Source organism: Streptomyces sp. S07_1.15 (assembly GCF_020739505.1).
GTDB classification, from domain to species: Bacteria; Actinomycetota; Actinomycetes; order Streptomycetales; family Streptomycetaceae; genus Streptomyces; species Streptomyces xinghaiensis.
Genome location: NZ_JAJBZK010000001.1, coordinates 2,356,198 through 2,372,976, shown reverse-complemented (window position 1 = coordinate 2,372,976; position 16,779 = coordinate 2,356,198). Strand labels below are relative to the sequence as shown.

Below are 16,779 nucleotides of genomic sequence, written 5' to 3'. Positions count from 1 at the left end.
ACGGGGGCGCTTTGCAGGGGAACACGTCCGGGGCCGCCCCCGGAGTGCGCGGGGAGCGGGAACCGGGCCGCCGGGAAGGGCGGGTGTTCCCGTTCGGGATCCCGGAAAAATCCTCCGCGCACCGGAGTGGCGTGCGCCCGGCGGCCCGGGGGGCGCACCCCGGCGCGCCCCCCGGGCACGCCGATGGCCCCGGCGCGGGGCCGGGGCCATCGGGTCGTTCGGGCGGTTCCGCCGGAGCGGTGGCGTGGGCGTCAGCAGCAGCGGAAGCCCTCGCGGGGGTCGGCCTCACGGCCGTCCACGCGCTGCTTCTCGAACTCGCGGCGGCTCAGCACCTCCGCGTCCGGATCGCACTTCCGTGCGTGGGCGACGTACCGGTCGTAGGTGGCCTCCCCGGTCGCCTCCCGCCAGAGGAAGCGGATCCTGGCGGCCTTCTCCCTGAGCGCGGAGCTCACGAGGAACTCCCCGTGCCGGTGCTCTCCTTGCCGTCCGTGCCGGCGCCGGCCGCGACGAGTTCGGCCTTCTCCTCCTTGGTGGGCCACAGAGCGGCCGGGGCCACGAGCTTCGACTCCACGTAGGGCACCTCCTCCAGCTTGGCCTGCGCGGGATTGCGGATCGCCTTGACGCATACCCGCCCGGCGTCGACGAGTACCACGATGACCAGCAGGAGGAAGAGGACGGAGAGGACGCCGTCCACCGTCGCGTTGGTGACGACGGTGTGCATGTCGCCCATGTCCTTGGCGGGCGGCAGCACCTTGCCGTCCTCGATGGCCTCCTGGTAGATGGAGCGCTGTGTGAAGAAGCCGATCTTCGGGTCACCCGAGAAGATCTTCTGCCAGCTCGCCGTGAAGGTCACCACCACGTCCCAGGCCAGCGGGACACCGGTGACCCAGGCCCACTTGAGCCGTCCGGACTTGACGAGCAGCGTGGTGGCGACGGCCAGCGCGACGGCCGCCAGCAGCTGGTTGGCGATACCGAACAGCGGGAAGAGCTGGTAGATGCCGCCCAGCGGGTCGTGGACGCCGACCCAGAGGAAGTAGCCCCAGAGGCCGACGACGACCGCGCTCGCGATCCAGGCCCCCGGCTTCCAGCTGACGTCCCGGAAGGGCTTGTAGACGTTGCCGAGCATGTCCTGGAGCATGAACCGGCCGACGCGGGTACCGGCGTCCACCGTGGTGAGGATGAACAGCGCCTCGAACATGATGGCGAAGTGGTACCAGAAGGCCTTCATCCCGGCGCCGCCGAAGACCGAGGAGAAGATCTCCGCCATACCGACGGCCAGCGTCGGGGCACCACCGGTCCGCGACAGCAGGGAGTCCTCCTCCACCGCCGCGGCGGCCGCCGCCAGATCGCCGGGGGAGATGGTGTAGCCGAGGTTCGCGACCGCCTCGGAGGCGGACTGCACCGAGTCGCCGATCAGGCCGGCCGGCGAGTTCATCGCGAAGTAGAGGCCGGGGTCGATGATGGACGCGGCCACCAGGGCCATGATCGCCACGAAGGACTCCATCAGCATGGAGCCGTAGCCGATCATGCGGACCTGGGTCTCCTTCTGGATCATCTTCGGGGTGGTGCCCGAGGAGACCAGGGCGTGGAAGCCGGAGAGCGCGCCGCAGGCGATGGTGATGAAGACGAACGGGAAGAGTGAGCCGGCGAAGACCGGGCCGGCGCCCGAGCTCGCGAACTCGGTGACCGCGGGCATCTTCAGGGTCGGCAGGGCGAACGCCACCCCGAGGGCCAGCAGGACGATCGTGCCGATCTTCATGAAGGTGGACAGGTAGTCACGAGGGGCCAGCAGCATCCACACCGGCAGCACCGAGGCGAAGAAGCCGTAGACCACGAGCCAGATCACCAGGGTGCCGGGCTGCAGGGTGAAGGTCTCCGCCCAGGAGGACTCGGCGACCCAGCTCCCGGAGATGATCGCGAGCAGCAGCAGCGCCACACCGATGACCGACACCTCGGTCACCCGGCCCGGGCGCAGCACCCGCAGGTAGAAGCCCATGAAGAAGGCGATCGGGATCGTCATCGCGATGGAGAAGGTGCCCCACGGCGAGTGCGCCAGGGCGTTGACGACGACGAGCGCCAGCACCGCCAGCAGGATGATCATGATGGCGAAGATGGCGATCAGCGCCGCGGCGCCGCCGAACGGGCCGATCTCCTCCCGGGCCATCTGCCCCAGCGACTTGCCGTCCCGGCGCATGGAGAAGAACAGCGTCACCATGTCCTGGACCGCGCCGGCGAAAATCACGCCGACGATGATCCAGATGGTGCCGGGGAGGTAGCCCATCTGCGCCGCCAGCACGGGGCCCACCAGCGGGCCGGCTCCGGCGATGGCGGCGAAGTGGTGGCCGAGCAGTACGCGCCGGTCGGTGGGGTGGAAGTCGACACCGTTGTCGAGCCGCTCCGCCGGGGTGGCCCGGGTCTTGTCGGCCTTCAGGACGCGGTTGGCGATGAACCGGGAGTAGAAGCGGTAGGCGATGGCATAGGAACCGAGAGCGGCGGCGACCATCCAGGCGGCCGACACCTCCTCGCCGCGTGAGAGGGCGAGGACGGCCCAGCCTGCCGCGCCGACGAGGGCCACAGCGGCCCAGACCGCGATCGATCCGGGGGTCATCCCGCGTTTCGCGGTGGTGGGCGGGGCTGCGGATGCTGACTCTGGCATGGGAGCGTCTCCGTTTTTTCCGGGAAGGATCTCCTGCGTAACGCGCAGGGAAATCTAGGGCAGCGCGCGGCCGGTGGTCACTACGCCTGCATACCGGTACGGACACGTTGTGGAAACCATAGTCCGGCAGACGGAATGGCCCGTTACTCTCCGCCCTGCCGTCCCGACCCGGTGACAGCCGGTGATGACCGGGCCCGTGAAGCCCCCGGAACCCGCGGCCCCCGGGCCCGTCTCAGCTCTTGGGGCGCTGGAGACGGGCGACGAACTTGTAACGGTCGCCCCGGTACACCGAGCGGACCCACTCCACCGGCGCCCCCGTCGCGTCGAAGGAGTGCCGGGAGAGCATCAGCATCGGCAGCCCGACGTCCGTCCCCAGCAGGCCGGCCTCGCGCGGGCTGGCGAGCGAGGTCTCGATCGTCTCCTCGGCCTCGGCCGGGCGCACTCCGTAGACCTCGGCCAGCGCGGTGTAGAGGGAGGTGTACTTCACCAGGCTGCGGCGGAGCGCGGGGAAGCGCTTGGCCGACAGATGCGTGGTCTCGATGGCCATCGGCTCACCGCTGGCCAGCCGGAGCCGTTCGATCCGCAGCACCCGGTCGCCGGTGGCGATGTCGAGCAGCCCGGCGAGCCGGTCGTCGGCGGTGACGTAGCCGATGTCGAGCAGCTGCGAGGCGGGCTCCAGCCCCTGGGCCCGCATGTCCTCGGTGTAGGAGGTGAGTTGGAGGGCCTGGGAGACCTTGGGCTTGGCGACGAAGGTGCCCTTGCCCTGGATGCGCTCCAGCCGGCCCTCGACGACCAGTTCCTGGAGGGCCTGACGCACCGTGGTGCGCGAGGTGTCGAACTCGGTGGCGAGCGTGCGCTCCGGGGGGACCGGGCTGCCCGGGGGCAGGGTCTCGGTCATCTCCAGCAAGTGGCGCTTGAGCCGGTAGTACTTGGGCACCCGCGCGGGACGCCCGGTGCCCGCCGTGCCGCCCGGGCCGTTCTCGGCGCCCCCGTCGGTCTCCATCGTCAGCCTTCCCGACTCCTGGCCTGCTGCCGTCACCGGCTCCTCCGTACGTAGGGCTCACATCGTGGCACGGTCCGGCGTTCACGGTGCGCTGCCCCTGTGCGGCCGGAAGGTGCCGGGCCCCGTCACCGGGGACCGACAGCCCTCCTTATACACCTCCGGGATCTCCGCGGCGTTCCGGTCCGGACGGCGGGACACGGGCGTATTGGTCTAAACCAAATGAGGGTACCCTGATCGCGTCCGGCCCCGCGCCGGAGCGGCCGCCGCGGAGCACCGCGGCCGGCGCTCCGGTGGCCCCAGAGCTACGGGAGGCACCCCGCATGTCCGCCAAGCAGCCGATCCGGTACCCCGAGCAGCCGGGCCGCATCATGGCCGGTGAGATCGCCGAACAGCCCGCCGTCCTGGCCCGGATCCTCGGCGAGGGCGCGGCCGCGATCCGCGAGACCGCCCGCCGGGTCGCCGCCCGCCGGCCGCGCTTCGCGCTGCTGACCGCCCGCGGCACCTCCGACAACGCCGCTCTCTACGCCAAGTACCTGCTGGAGATCCGCCGGGGCATGCCCTGCGGGCTCACCTCCATGTCCACGACCACCGCCTACGGGGCCCGCCCCGACCTCACGGACGTGCTGGTCATCGCCGTCAGCCAGTCCGGCGGCTCACCCGATCTGGTGGCCTCCACGGAGGCCGCCCGCGCGGGTGGCGCGGTCACCGTGGCGGTGACCAACAACCCCTCCTCCCCCCTCGCCGCGGTGGCGGAGTTCCACATCGACATCCTCGCGGGGGCCGAGAAGGCCCTGCCGGCGACGAAGACCTACACCGCCGAACTGCTGGCGCTCTACCTCTTCACCGAGGGCCTGTCCGGCGGGGACGGCGCGGCGGCCGCGGTGCTGCCGGAGCTGGCCCGGCAGATCCTGGACCGCGCGGCCGAGGTGCGGACGCTGGCCGGCCGCTACCGCTTCGCGGAGCGCATGGTGCTCACCTCCCGCGGCTACGGCTATCCGACCGCCAAGGAGGCCGCCCTCAAGCTCATGGAGACCAGCTACATCCCCGCGCTCTCCTACTCCGGCGCGGATCTGCTGCACGGGCCGCTCGCCATGGTCGACAACGTCTCGCCGGTGATCGCCATCGTGCCGGAGGGCCGGGGCGGTGAGGCCCTGCGGCCGGTGCTGGACCGGCTCCGGGACCGGGGCGCCGACCTCGTCGTCATCGGCAGCGGCGAGCAGGTGAAGGCGGCCTCCGCGGGCTTCGCCCTGCCGACCGCCGACGTCGCCGAGGAGGTGCAGCCGGTGCTGGAGATCCTGCCGCTGCAGATGCTCGCCCGCGAGGTGACGCTCGCCCGGGGCCAGGACCCGGACGCGCCCCGCGCGCTGGCGAAGGTGACCGAGACCCGCTGACGGAGCCCGGGGGACGGGGCCGGGGACGGCGCGGGGCCGGTCCAGGGGTGGGGGACGAGCCGCGGCCCGCCCCCGGAAAGACCCGCGGGCCGCGGCGCCGGGACAGGACCCTCAACCTGTCCGGCACCGCAGCCCGGAGCTGTACCGGCCGGTGGTTTCCCGGGGTGTGCGGTCCCCCGGGGCCGTTCCCGGCCGACCGGAGACCCGGACGCGGTCAGGGCAGAGAGCGCCCCGGGTCTCGTATCCGCCCTCCTGTGCGGGGAGGGCAGAGGCTCTGTTCGATTGTCTCCCCACCATCTTGGACCGGACCTCCGCCACTGTCCAAGCCCGCAGGTCCGGAGCCCGTCCGGGTAGGCTCGCGGGTGTGCCGTCCATGAACGACCTCGTCCGCCAGCACACCGCGCTCGGTGACTCCGACCTGGAGTGGCTCCACCTTCTGGTGTCGGAGTGGCAGCTGCTCTCCGACCTCTCCTTCGCCGACCTGGTGCTGTGGGTGCCCACCCGGGACGGGACCCGCTATGTGTCCGTCGCCCAGATGAGGCCCAACACCGGGCCCACGTCCTATCAGAACGACATGGTCGGCCACCTGGTTCCCCGCGGCCGCCGCCCGATGCTGGACGCCGCCCTGGACGAGGGCCGCATCGTGCGGGAGGGCGACCCCGAGTGGCGCGAGGAGGTCCCCGTCCGGGTCGAGTCCATCCCCGTGCGCCGGGAGGGCCGGGTCCTCGGGGTGATCGCGCGCAACACCAATCTGCTGACCGTCCGCACCCCCAGCCGGCTGGAGCTCACCTACCTCCAGAGCGCCTCCGACCTCGCCCAGATGATCGCCGCGGGCGCCTTCCCCTTCCAGGACCAGCAGGGCGACATGGACGTCTCGCCCCGCGCCGGCGACGGGCTGATCCGGCTCGACGCCGACGGCATCGTCCAGTACGCCAGCCCCAACGCCCTCTCGGCCTACCACCGGCTGGGTCTCGCCGCCGACCTGGTCGGCCTCCACCTGGGCCGGGCCACCGCCGAACTCGCGCCCGCGCGCGGCCCGGTCGACGAGGCGGTGGCCAAGCTGGCGAGCGGCTGGGCGCCGCGCGACTTCGAGGTGGAGAGCGACCAGGGCGTCATCCAGCTGCGCTCCATCCCGCTGAAGCCCAAGGGCACCCGGATCGGTTCCCTGGTGCTGCTGCGCGACGTCACCGAACTGCGCCGCCGGGAGCGGGAGTTGCTCACCAAGGACGCCACCATCCGGGAGATCCACCACCGGGTGAAGAACAATCTGCAGACCGTCGCGGCGCTGCTGCGGCTCCAGGCCCGCCGCATGGACTCCGACCAGGGTCGGGAGGCGCTCGGGGAGGCCGTCCGCCGGGTCGGCTCGATCGCCATCGTCCACGAGACCCTCTCGCAGAACCTCGACGAGCGGGTGGAGTTCGACGAGATCGCCGACCGGGTGCTGGCGATGGTGGCCGAGATCTCCCCGGGGCGGGTCGTCTGCCGCCGCACCGGCCGGTTCGGGATACTCGACGCGGACGTCGCCACCCCGCTGTCGATGGTGCTGACCGAGGTGGTGCAGAACGCCCTGGAGCACGGCTTTCCGCCGGTGGCTCCGGGCGAGCGGGGGAAGCAGCAGGGCACGGTCGAGGTGTCCGCGGTGCGGGGCGGCGGCCGGGCCGACCCGCGGCTGCTGGTCACCGTCCAGGACGACGGCGCGGGCCTGCCGGCGGACTTCGACCCGCACCGCACCGGCAATCTGGGCCTGCAGATCGTCCGGACGCTGGTGGAGGGCGAGTTGGGCGGCACCTTCGACATGCGGCCGGCCCCGGAGGGCGGCACCCGGGTCCTGCTGGACATCCCGGTATGGGCCGAGGGCGCCGAGCGGAGGGTCCTTCCGCAGCCGGGGCGGCTCTGAACGGTCCGGCGCGGCCGGGCCGGGCGTGCCCCGGCCCCGGACCGCGCCGGGTACAGCACTGAGCCCCGGCCGGGATCCGGCCGGGGCTCAAAGCTTTATGTGCAACGGGTACTGCGCGCTGCGACTCGGGGGGCGGGTGGTGCGTACCCGCTGGGATGACGTGGTGTCATCGGGAACACGCTCCGCCCGGGTGCAGGGGGGTTCAGGCGCTGGCGTTGCGCGCCCGGTTGCGAGCGGCGCGGCGCTTCATCGCGCGGCGCTCGTCCTCGCTGAGGCCACCCCACACACCGGAGTCCTGACCGGACTCCAGCGCCCACTGCAGGCACTGCTCCATGACGGGGCAGCGACGGCAGACGGCCTTGGCTTCCTCGATCTGCAGCAGCGCAGGACCGGTGTTGCCGATGGGGAAGAAGAGCTCGGGGTCTTCCTCGCGGCAAACGGCGCGGTGACGCCAGTCCATGGCTGCTCCATCTCCTTGTGATACTTGCTGATTGCTTGTGAATGTGAACGCTTTCACGAATCCCCCCGCGACAGAAGGGCCGACGACCAGTTCCCTGGTGCGGTCCCAGCGGGATTGAGGAGGGGGGTTCGGGCTCTCAAGGGGGCCATGTGCGAGGCCGTCCCGATCGCCAGGAAGAGACTCGCAAACCTGGGCTGCGGATACAACCCCTTCCGGAAAGTTTTTTTTGATTCCTTGGTGTCGCCTCGGTCACAGCCTCACTTCCAGGGGGTGGAAGATGGCCTAAACGTTCGAGTGAAAGGACTTTCTGCGGTTCCGCTCACACAATCACACGCAGTGCACGCCGTACGCCTGTGAACGTCACGCTGGAACGCACTCCCAGGTGGTCACCGTCCATCTGGAACGGCAGTTTCGCCTGCGAATGCAAGGTGAAGTCCGTCAGGTCGTGCAGTGACAGAGCGTGCTTGCCGTGCGGGCCCTTCCCGGGCGAGGACGTGAGCAGCTGGGTCCCGTACCGCGCCACCGCGGCGGCGGACAGACTGCTCAGTCCGAGCACGTCCAGCGCGGTGTCGAACGTCGCCCCGGGGGCGGCGTAGACCGGACGATTGCCCAGGTAGGTCCAGGGAGCGGTGTTGCAGACGACCGACAGCACCAACTCCCGTACGGGCGTGTGCCCCGGGCGGTCGAGCGTAATCGTGCCGCGGCCGCGGTGCGGGTCGCTGAAGAACTGGCGGAGCACCTGGCGCACATACAGAGCGTGTGTTGAACGCCGGCCTCGCTCGCGCTGCTGTTCGACTCGGCCGACGACTCCGGCGTCGAATCCGAACCCCGCGGTGAAAGTGAACCAGCGCGCCGGAACCGCCTCGTCCACCGTTCCGGGAGTTCCCGAGGCAAGACCGAGACCGACCGTCCGTTCGTTTCCGTCACGCAATGCGTCCAGCAAAGCACCGGTCGCTTCCACGGCGTCATTGGGAAGTCCCAGAGCGCGGGCGAACACATTCGTGGAACCGCCCGGGACCACCGCGAGCCGGGGCAGGGAATCCGGGTCCGGGCCGCGGTGCAGCAGGCCGTTCACGACCTCGTTGACGGTGCCGTCGCCGCCGAGCGCGACGACCAGTTCGACCTCGCCGCTCTCGGCCGCCCGCCGGGCCAGGTCGCGGGCGTGCCCCCGGTACTCCGTCGTCGCCACCTCCAGTTTGAGATCGCTCGCCAGGGCGTGGATCAGGACGTCCCGCGTGCGGGCGCTGGTGGTGGTGGCTGCCGGATTGACCACGAGGAGGGCGCGCATGCCGTGCACATTACCTACCTGCGGGTATACGGCACAGTCCGGACGGTGCCCCGCACCGGACGGGAAGAGGACGGCGGATACGCTGCTGAGGTGAGCAGTGAGCAGCGACCGTCCACCGGCGCATCATCTCCCGCCGCCCCCCGCCCGGCCCGGCTCTCCGCCGCCGCGGCCCTCTGCGCCGCCGAGGGCGTGGTGCTCGCCGGGTTCGGGGCGTATCTGCTTCTGATGGGGCTGCTCGGCGACCCGTCGAGCCCGCGGCAGGCGGAGATGGGCGGGCTGACCCTGCTGGCGCTGGCCGCGCTGCCGCTCGTCGCGGCCCGCGGACTGCTGCTGCGGCGGCGCTGGAGCCGCGGACCGGCGGTGATCACCCAGCTCATGGCCGTGCCGGTCGCCTGGACGCTGGTGGGCACCGGCGGCGCGGTGATCGCCGCGGGGGCGGCGCTGGGCGCGGTGGCCGTCACCGTACTGGTGCTGCTGGTCAATCCGGCGGCCACCGAGGCGCTGGGCATCGGTCCCCGCGGCGAGCCCTGACGGGCCCGGGGCGGCGCCTCCCGTGCTTCCCGTGAGGAGCCGCGGCCCGCGGGCGGCGGGGACCGCACCGCCCGTACGGAGCCGGGGGGCGGCCCGCGGCGGTCACTCCTCGACGAGGAGCTTGTCCCGCAGCTGCGCCAGGGTGCGGGCCAGCAGCCGGGAGACGTGCATCTGCGAGATGCCGACCTCCTGCGCGATCTGAGACTGCGTCATATTGCCGAAGAAGCGCAGCAGCAGGATCTTCTTCTCCCGCGGCGGCAGTTCCTCCAGCAGCGGCTTGAGCGACTCGCGGTACTCCACGCCCTCCAGGGCGTCGTCCTCGGCGCCCAGGGTGTCGGCGACGGCCGGCGACTCCTCGTCCGTGTCCGGGACGTCCAGCGAGAGGGTGCTGTAGGCGTTGGCGGACTCCAGGCCCTCCAGCACCTCCTCCTCCGAGATGCCGAGCTGGACGGCGAGTTCGTGGACGGTGGGGGAGCGGCCGTGCCGCTGGGACAGCTCGGCGGTGGCCGTGGTCAGCGACAGCCGGAGCTCCTGGAGCCGGCGCGGGACCCGCACCGCCCAGCCCTTGTCGCGGAAGTGCCGCTTGATCTCCCCGACCACCGTCGGAGTGGCGTAGGTGGAGAACTCCACGCCCCGGTCGGGGTCGAAGCGGTCCACCGACTTGATCAGGCCGATGGTGGCGACCTGGGTCAGATCGTCCAGCGGCTCGCCGCGGTTGCGGAACCGCCGGGCCAGGTGCTCCACCAGCGGCAGATGCATCCGCACCAGATGGTCGCGGAGCTCGGCGCGCTGCGGCGAGCCCTCGGGGAGACCGCGCAGCTCGATGAAGAGCGCGCGGGCACCGCTGCGGTCGTGCGGATCCGGCTGCTCCCCGCGGGCGTAGTCGTGCTCGCGCCCCGGGTGCCCGCCCTGGCCCTGCTCGCGCCGGGGCTGCTCCTGCCGCTGCTCCTGCTGATGCTGGTCCATGTGGTCCGCCCGCTCTGCCTGTTGCTCGGGGATGGCCGCCCTGGGCACCGCCCCCGCCGAGCGCCTCTCGTCCTGCACCGGCCCGCCCGTTCCCTCCGTCACGGCTGACCGGGACCCGCGCCGCGCTTCTTGTGCAGGCCGATGCTCACCGTGCGGTCCTCGGCGACCGTGGAGTCCACCTCACCGGCGAGCGCGGAGAGCACCGTCCAGGCGAAGGTGTCGCGCTCGGGGGCGCGGCCGTCGGTCGTCGGGGCCGAGACGGTCACCCGCAGCGAATCCCCGACCAGGCGGAAGACGCAGCTGAGCACGGAACCCGGCACCGCCTGCTGGAGCAGGATCGCGCAGGCCTCGTCGACCGCGATGCGCAGATCCTCGATCTCGTCGAGGGTGAAGTCCAATCGGGCCGCGAGGCCCGCCGTGGCCGTCCGCAGCACGGAAAGATAGGCACCCGCGGCGGGCAGCCGGACTTCCACGAAGTCCTGGTTCCCGGGCTCACCTGCGATGTGGGACACCCTCACCTCCAAGGTGACAAGCTCTTCGAGCTGATCGAGCGCCGGACCGCGCGCTTCATACGAGGGCGGAACCGGCGCAGCACATGGTTCGCCTGCGACGCTATCGTGATCTGTGGGCCGGTGTCGCCTGCGCGGGGGGCGCAGGGCACAGCGGGGCCGCCCTTCAACGGCCGGTCGGAGCCCGCGGTCCGGTGAACGTCACTCATTGTAAACACGTCTCTACGGACAGTGGCTAGGGGTGTGGCGGTCCCAATTCCCGTCATTCGGCCCCGGGTTCACTCCGCGGGGCCGGGGGCGGCCGTCGCCACTGGTCAGCCGGGTCCGGTGAGAACGGCCGCGATCACCGTGCCCCGGGGGAACGCGCCCTCTTCGGTCAGCGACAACAGTCCGTAGAACATTTTGGCGACGTACAGTGACTCCAGGATAACCCCGTGCCGGGCGGAGAAGTCCTCCGCGAACGCCCGCAGTCGGGGCGGGACCTTCGCGTAGCCGCCGCAGTGGAAGCGGTGCTCCACCCGCCAGTCGCCCCGGCGGGCGCCGAACGCCTCGCGCTGCAGGCGCTCGACCTCGCCGTCCAGGAAATTGCCCTTCAGCACCGCGAAACCCAGGGCCCGTTGACCGGGCGCCAGCCCCGCCGCCAGCCCGGCGAGGGTGCCGCCGGTGCCGCAGGGGACGGCCACCACATCGGCCCGGCCCCGGAGTTCGCGGCCCAGGTCCGTGCAGCCGTGCACGGCGAGGGCGTTGCTGCCGCCCTCCGGCACGAGCTGGAAGGGGCCGAAGCGTTCGCGCAGCCCCGCGACGAACTCCGGTGCGCTCTTGCGCCGGTAGGCGGCCCGGTCGAGGAAGACCAGCCGCATCCCGTCGGCGGCGCAGCGCTCCAGGGACGGGTTGAGCGGGCGGTCCGCCAACTCGTCGCCCCGTACGACGCCGATGGTGGCCAGGCCCAGCAGCCGGCCGGCCGCGGCGGTGGCCCGGAGATGGTGGGAGTAGGCGCCGCCGAAGGTGAGGAGGGTGGTGTGGCCGTGCTCGGCGGCGGCGCGCAGATTCGGGGCGAGCTTGCGCCACTTGTTGCCGGGCAGCTCGGGGTGGATGAGGTCGTCCCGCTTGAGCAGCAGCCGCACGCCGTGGCGCGCGAAGCGCTCGTCACCGGCCGGGCGCAGCGGTGACGGCAGCCGGGGCCGCAGGGCACCGGGGCCGGAAGTGCGGCCGGGCGGGGTGCCGGGAGCGGCGGGGGAGGGGGCGGACACCGGACCATTGTCGCCCGGTGCCGGCGTGGGACGCGCGGGCGGGGGCCGGTGGCCGCGGACCACGGCGCCCGGTCCGGACGGAGCGCCCGGGGCCGGGGCGGAGTCGCCCGGTCCGGACGGCGGCACCGCCGGGGCGGGCCGCGGCCCGGGGCGGGCGCCGCGGACTCAGCCCCGCAGGACCCCGTCGCCGTGGGTCGCGATGTGCTGCTCCAGCGCCGCCATCGCCTGACGGGTGGCCTCCGGGGAGCCCGAGCGGCGCTGCTCGGCGTAGTACGCCGCGCCGAGCTTCTTCAGCAGATCGGCACCGGCGCGCTGGGTCTGCACCTCGTCGAGCTTCTGCTTGCCCTGCGTGAGCCCGCGCTGCGCCTGCTCCTTGGCGCGGTCCAGAAACCCTGCCATGTGCTGCCTCCTGCGATCGGTGCGGCGGGGGCGGCCGGGCGGTGCACCACCCCTCGTCCCCTCAACGCGGGGGCCGGGCCGGACGTTCCCCGTGTCGCCCGGACGGAGGAGCCGCCCGGTCCTACGGGCAGTGGATGACCTGGCCCGCGTACGAGAGATTGCCGCCGAAGCCGAACAGCAGGACGGGAGCGCCCTGTTCGATCTCCCCGCGCTCCACCAGCTTCGACAGCGCCAGCGGGATGCTGGCGGCCGAGGTGTTGCCGGAGTCGACCACGTCCCGGGCGATCACGGCGTTGACCGCTCCGAGTCTCCGGGCGAGCGGCTCGATGATCCGCAGGTTCGCCTGGTGCGGTACCACCGCCGCCAGGTCCTCGGGCCGCACCCCGGCGCGGTCGCACACCCGGCGTGCGATCGGCGGCAGCTGGGTTGTGGCCCAGCGGTAGACGGTCTGCCCCTCCTGCGCGAAGCGGCTCGGGGTGCCCTCGATGCGCACGGCACCGCCCATCTCCGGCACCGAGCCCCAGACGACCGGCCCGATGCCCGGCTCCGCCGCCGCGGTCACCACCGCGGCCCCGGCGCCGTCCCCGGTGAGCACACAGGTGGTGCGGTCCGTCCAGTCGGTCACATCGGTGAACTTCTCGGCGCCGATCACCAGTGCCGCACGGGCCGCGCCGGCCCGTATGGCGTGGTCCGCGGTGGCCAGGGCGTGGGTGAAGCCCGCGCAGACCACGTTGAGGTCCATGGTGGCGGGGGAGGGGAGGCCGAGCCGGGCGGCGACGCGGGCGGCCGTGTTGGGGCTGCGGTCGACGGCCGTGCAGGTGGCGACGAGGACCAGGTCCACCTCGGCGGCGGCGAGACCGGAGCTTGCCAGCGCCTTGGCGGCCGCGGCGGCGGCCATCTGGTCCACGGTCTCGTCGGGACCCGCCACATGGCGGGTGCGGATGCCGACCCGGCTGCGGATCCACGCGTCGTCCGTGTCGACCATGGCCGCCAGATCGTCGTTGGTCAGCACGGCGGCGGGCTGGTGGTGGCCGAGAGCCAGGACGCGTGAACCCGTCAAGGGGTCTCCCCTTCGTATCCGGTCCGGCGGCACCGGTCGGACGACGGTGCCGGGTGCGGTGGGCACCGCCCCACCATCCTGGGCGCCCGGACCCCGGTCACCGGGTACGCGTTCGGCCAAGGATCGGGGCACAGAACTGGCGCGACCCGCCAGCGGGACGCTCAGACGCGGGCACCGTGGCGGCGCAGCGCCTCGGCCAGTGTGGGGACGGGACGGAAGCGGTGGTCGAGGCCGGTGATGCCCAGGATGCGCAGGAGGCCCGGCCGGTCGCAGACCAGGGCGAGGCGTCCGCCCTGGGCGTGGACGCGGCGGTGGGCACGGCACAGCAGGCTCAGCCCGGAGGCGTCGAGGAAGGTGACCGGGCTGAGGTCGATGACGAGCCGGGGCTCGGCCGTGGCGGTGGCCCGGTCGAGGTGCGGGGCGGCGTCGAGGGCCGCGGCGATGTCCATCTCGCCGCGGAGCTCGACGACCGTGCAGCCGCCCGTCCGGTAGGTGGCCATGTGCCGACTGGGCTTCGGGGTCAGCAGAACTCTCCTGTTCGGGCCACGCGCCGGACCCTTCCGTCCGGTCCTCCGCGCGTGGCTGTGCGAATCCCCGGAGCGGCCGGCGCCGCGCCCCCGGTCCGGCGGACCGGCCCGCCCCGGTCGTACGGGACCGGCGGGCGGACGGGCCGCGGGCGGCCCAGGGGAGGGGGTGACGTACCGTCACCGTAGCGGTACAGCACAGGAGGACGGGAGCGCAGAAACGGTCTTCGGCCCGGAAATTACATCCGTGTAGGTGATTTTCCCTACTTGGCATTGACGAGGGCCCGAAGGTCTGACCGCGTCGCCCGAGGCGCCCTGGAGGGCGGGTGCCGGACGTCCTACCGTGAAACCCACGAGACCCTGGAGGCAGCAGAAGATGTCATCGATCCCCACCGCCGCACCGACCCCGGGCATACGGCGCGCCGGAGCGGACGACCGCACCTGGGTCGCCTCCCTCCTGGGCGAGGCGTTCATGGAGGACCCGGTCAGCAGCTGGGTCTTCCCGGAGGCGGAGCAGCGCCGCGCGCTCCACCCGGCCTTCTTCGGCGTCTTCCTCGACGCCGCCCTGGAGGAGGGCTCGGTGGAGGTCACCGACGACGGCTCGGCGGCCGCCCTCTGGCTGTCCGTCCCGGCCGTGGCCGAGGCGGACGTCCCGGCCGCGATCGCGGAGGACGAGAAGGCCGCCGCCCTCATGCGCGCGGTGAGCGACCCCGCCAACGAGCGGACGGAGGCGGTCGGCCGGCTGACCGCCCGGGTGCACCCCCGGCACCGGGAGCACCGGTATCTGATGCTCATCGGGGTCGACCCCGGCCGGCAGGGACAGGGCATCGGCAGCGCGCTCCTGGGGCCCGCGCTGCGGCACTGCGACAGCGCGGGACTGCCCGCCTATCTGGAGGCCAGCAGCGCCCGCAGCCGCTCGCTGTACGAGCGCGAGGGCTTCGTGTTCACCGGCCGGACCGTCGACCTGCCGGACGGCCCCCCGATGTGGTCCATGTGGCGCGAGCCGCGCGGCTGAGAGCGGGGGACGGGCAGGGCTCGCGGCCCGGCGTCACCGGCCGGGGGGAACCGGGGGGAAGAAGACCGCACCCGGTCCACCGCGGCCGCCGGGGTCGGCGGCCGGTGGACCGGGTGCGGGCGGGAGGACCGGCGGTCGGGCACACCGCGGGCCGGAACCCTGACCGGGGGTCAGGCCTTCTTGGGGTCTCCAAGTAACAGGCCAGGTCGGTGACCTGCGGGGATCTCCCCTATGGGGCGCTGACCTGGCCTTTTGCTGATGGCTGGCGATGGGGTGCGACGGTCATGATCGGGTGTCCTGCGGACTGTGTGCGGACTGCCGCATCCTCAGTGCCAGGGCGTGGCACGTGACGCCTTCACATCCGTTCCGCTGTACCGCAAGGCGGGCGTGTGTCCAGAGTTTCGGCGTTGTCGTTTGGTGTCCGGTTTATCAGGTGAGTCGAGAAGGGCGGGTGGCGGGTCATGTCCCGGTTTGCCCCGGCGGAGGCCGGCGGCAATGCCGCGGTGGCCCGCTGCTCGCAGGGTGCCGATCGCGGGGTTTTATAGGGTCGCCATGGCCCGGGATGCGTTGCCGGTGCGGACTGGAGAGGCGTCCTCGGTGAAGGTGGTGTCGCGGACGCGGTGCAGAGCCTCGACCGTCCAGTGCTCCTGGGCGAGCCGGGCGAGCTCGACGGGGCTCGCCTGCTCGGCGCTCAGACTGGTGACGGCGTAGACCGTTTTGTGGCGACCTTCCCGGTCTTCTTGTTAACGCGTCAGTCGGGCCAACCACAGGGATCACTCCATCGGCTTGACCTTCTCCTCGATGAAGGCGATTTCCTCGGCGTCGAGCCCGTATTTGGCGTACAGCTGCTGGTCGATCTGCGGAACCGGCTTGGACCAGTCAATGTCCGATGTCGACGTGAAGTCCTGAGCAGGAACGTGCTTCCAGACCTTTGCCGGATTGTGTTGGGTGATCTTCAAGATGCCGAGCATCGTTCGAGCGAACTTAGTCTTGATGTACTTCAAACACGCCTGCGCTTCGGCCTCAGAATCGAATGCTCCAATGGTGATAAACGTCTGCGTGACCGCCGCCCCCGGACCGAGCACAGTCGGGTTGGTCAAAACGACACCAAAGAAATCAGTTGTCGAACCCGACCCGTTCGCCGCCGGAACCGCAATCTTGTACTGGTGGAGACTCTCAGGCCCGGTGACGTATTCCGTGCGGATCCAACGGATCAAGCGCTTGTTCTTGATGAGGCCAAGTACGCGCACATACTCAACGGCGTCCGCCGACTTATCCCCGTGGTAAAGAAATGAAAACTGCTCAAACGCGTTCGTGCTCACCAAAGCTGCGTTGCCTTCCGGGCGCAACGCACGCGCATCAGGATGGTCCTCGTACAACTTCTCCGTGTAACGGTAGGAACGCGAACTTGTGATCCCGATATCAATCAGCGACGTGTCAGTAGTCTCGACAACCTTGTGAAGGATCGTACTGAGCTCAGGGTGCCGGGCGAAAAATCCGACTGGGCCAAGCTTGCGTCCCGAGTCCCTGTAGGTCACGGCGATGCCGCCCTTGATCGGGTCCGTAAGGCTCGGGAACAGCAGGTTCGAGTCGGACTCGAAATGGGCCACGCTCAGGTACTCATCCGCCAGCATCTTCTCGTTCCAGGCCTTGGGAGTGAAACCCGCGTTGAACAGGAAGCGCGCCGGCGTAATGAGCACAACCTTCTCCCCGACCTCGTACGCTGCGTCCATGAAGAGGTGATAGACGGGGGTGTCTCGTGTGCCGCCGCCCTGGGCTTCTGCCTGGTACGGCGGGTTGCCGATGACGACATCGAACTTCTTGCTCATG

The 16,779-nt window shown here is 71.5% G+C and carries 17 protein-coding genes; 4 read left to right on the top strand and 13 right to left on the bottom strand.

Annotated elements, in window-relative coordinates; translation table 11 throughout:
* Positions 1 to 251: 251 nt before the first annotated feature.
* The 3 genes from LIX60_RS10000 to LIX60_RS09990 all read right to left on the bottom strand — a co-directional run bounded on the left by LIX60_RS10000 (position 252) and on the right by LIX60_RS09990 (position 3,659).
* Positions 252 to 452: a YbdD/YjiX family protein gene (locus LIX60_RS10000; protein WP_227958117.1), complete on the bottom strand. Its 201-nt coding sequence runs from the start codon at positions 450 to 452 to the stop codon at positions 252 to 254.
* Entirely contained in the window at positions 449 to 2,656 is a 2,208-nt protein-coding gene (locus LIX60_RS09995; protein ID WP_308101164.1) for a carbon starvation CstA family protein, read from the bottom strand. The genes LIX60_RS10000 and LIX60_RS09995 overlap by 4 nt, the downstream gene beginning before the upstream one ends.
* A 232-nt stretch (positions 2,657 to 2,888) precedes the next feature.
* A complete protein-coding gene (locus LIX60_RS09990) occupies positions 2,889 to 3,659 on the bottom strand; it encodes a GntR family transcriptional regulator (RefSeq protein ID WP_227962699.1) in 771 nt (256 codons plus the stop codon).
* 320 nt (positions 3,660 to 3,979) lie between these two features.
* Between LIX60_RS09990 and LIX60_RS09985 the strand changes: the two genes are divergently transcribed.
* Both LIX60_RS09985 and LIX60_RS09980 read left to right on the top strand, forming a co-directional pair.
* Positions 3,980 to 5,050, top strand: a complete 1,071-nt coding sequence (locus LIX60_RS09985; protein WP_227958116.1) for an SIS domain-containing protein — start codon at positions 3,980 to 3,982, stop codon at positions 5,048 to 5,050.
* Between the two features lie 373 nt (positions 5,051 to 5,423).
* Entirely contained in the window at positions 5,424 to 6,947 is a 1,524-nt protein-coding gene (locus tag LIX60_RS09980) for a PAS domain-containing sensor histidine kinase (RefSeq protein WP_227962698.1), read from the top strand.
* Positions 6,948 to 7,149: 202 nt separating this feature from the next.
* On the opposite strand, the gene LIX60_RS09975 is transcribed toward LIX60_RS09980, so the two are convergent.
* Entirely contained in the window at positions 7,150 to 7,407 is a 258-nt protein-coding gene (locus LIX60_RS09975) for a WhiB family transcriptional regulator (RefSeq protein WP_003983230.1), read from the bottom strand.
* Between the two features lie 319 nt (positions 7,408 to 7,726).
* Positions 7,727 to 8,695, bottom strand: coding sequence for a diacylglycerol kinase family protein (locus tag LIX60_RS09970; protein WP_043459813.1), 969 nt, complete (start codon positions 8,693 to 8,695; stop codon positions 7,727 to 7,729).
* A gap of 90 nt (positions 8,696 to 8,785) precedes the next feature.
* Here LIX60_RS09970 and LIX60_RS09965 point away from each other — a divergent pair, with 90 nt between their 5' ends.
* Positions 8,786 to 9,226, top strand: a complete 441-nt coding sequence (locus LIX60_RS09965; protein ID WP_227958115.1) for a hypothetical protein — start codon at positions 8,786 to 8,788, stop codon at positions 9,224 to 9,226.
* A gap of 102 nt (positions 9,227 to 9,328) precedes the next feature.
* Here LIX60_RS09965 and LIX60_RS09960 read toward each other — a convergent pair whose 3' ends face one another.
* The 6 genes from LIX60_RS09960 to LIX60_RS09935 all read right to left on the bottom strand — a co-directional run bounded on the left by LIX60_RS09960 (position 9,329) and on the right by LIX60_RS09935 (position 13,910).
* Positions 9,329 to 10,192 carry an RNA polymerase sigma factor SigF gene (locus tag LIX60_RS09960; protein WP_267134227.1) on the bottom strand — a complete coding sequence of 288 codons (864 nt, stop codon included), beginning with the start codon at positions 10,190 to 10,192 and terminating at the stop codon, positions 9,329 to 9,331.
* A 98-nt stretch (positions 10,193 to 10,290) separates the two neighbouring features.
* Positions 10,291 to 10,704, bottom strand: coding sequence for an anti-sigma regulatory factor (locus LIX60_RS09955; RefSeq protein ID WP_019710113.1), 414 nt, complete (start codon positions 10,702 to 10,704; stop codon positions 10,291 to 10,293).
* 311 nt (positions 10,705 to 11,015) lie between these two features.
* A complete protein-coding gene (locus LIX60_RS09950) occupies positions 11,016 to 11,951 on the bottom strand; it encodes a 1-aminocyclopropane-1-carboxylate deaminase/D-cysteine desulfhydrase (protein WP_374117835.1) in 936 nt (311 codons plus the stop codon).
* 165 nt (positions 11,952 to 12,116) lie between these two features.
* On the bottom strand, positions 12,117 to 12,350 hold the full coding sequence (locus LIX60_RS09945; RefSeq protein WP_019710111.1) for a hypothetical protein: 234 nt from the start codon (positions 12,348 to 12,350) through the stop codon (positions 12,117 to 12,119).
* 121 nt (positions 12,351 to 12,471) lie between these two features.
* A complete protein-coding gene (locus LIX60_RS09940) occupies positions 12,472 to 13,410 on the bottom strand; it encodes a beta-ketoacyl-ACP synthase III (protein WP_227958114.1) in 939 nt (312 codons plus the stop codon).
* 161 nt (positions 13,411 to 13,571) lie between these two features.
* Positions 13,572 to 13,910: an STAS domain-containing protein gene (locus LIX60_RS09935; protein WP_227958113.1), complete on the bottom strand. Its 339-nt coding sequence runs from the start codon at positions 13,908 to 13,910 to the stop codon at positions 13,572 to 13,574.
* 400 nt (positions 13,911 to 14,310) lie between these two features.
* On the opposite strand from LIX60_RS09935, the gene LIX60_RS09930 reads away from it, so the two are divergent.
* A complete protein-coding gene (locus LIX60_RS09930; protein WP_227958112.1) occupies positions 14,311 to 14,949 on the top strand; it encodes an N-acetyltransferase in 639 nt (212 codons plus the stop codon).
* 539 nt (positions 14,950 to 15,488) lie between these two features.
* On the opposite strand, the gene LIX60_RS09925 is transcribed toward LIX60_RS09930, so the two are convergent.
* Together LIX60_RS09925 and LIX60_RS09920 are read right to left on the bottom strand one after the other, a co-directional pair.
* Positions 15,489 to 15,644 (bottom strand): hypothetical protein, encoded by a 156-nt coding sequence (locus tag LIX60_RS09925; RefSeq protein ID WP_227962696.1) that lies wholly within the window; start codon positions 15,642 to 15,644, stop codon positions 15,489 to 15,491.
* A 78-nt stretch (positions 15,645 to 15,722) separates the two neighbouring features.
* The gene (locus tag LIX60_RS09920) at positions 15,723 to 16,778 is read right to left on the bottom strand and encodes an Eco57I restriction-modification methylase domain-containing protein (protein ID WP_227958111.1); all 1,056 of its coding nucleotides are present in this window, start codon (positions 16,776 to 16,778) and stop codon (positions 15,723 to 15,725) included.
* Position 16,779 lies beyond the last annotated feature (1 nt).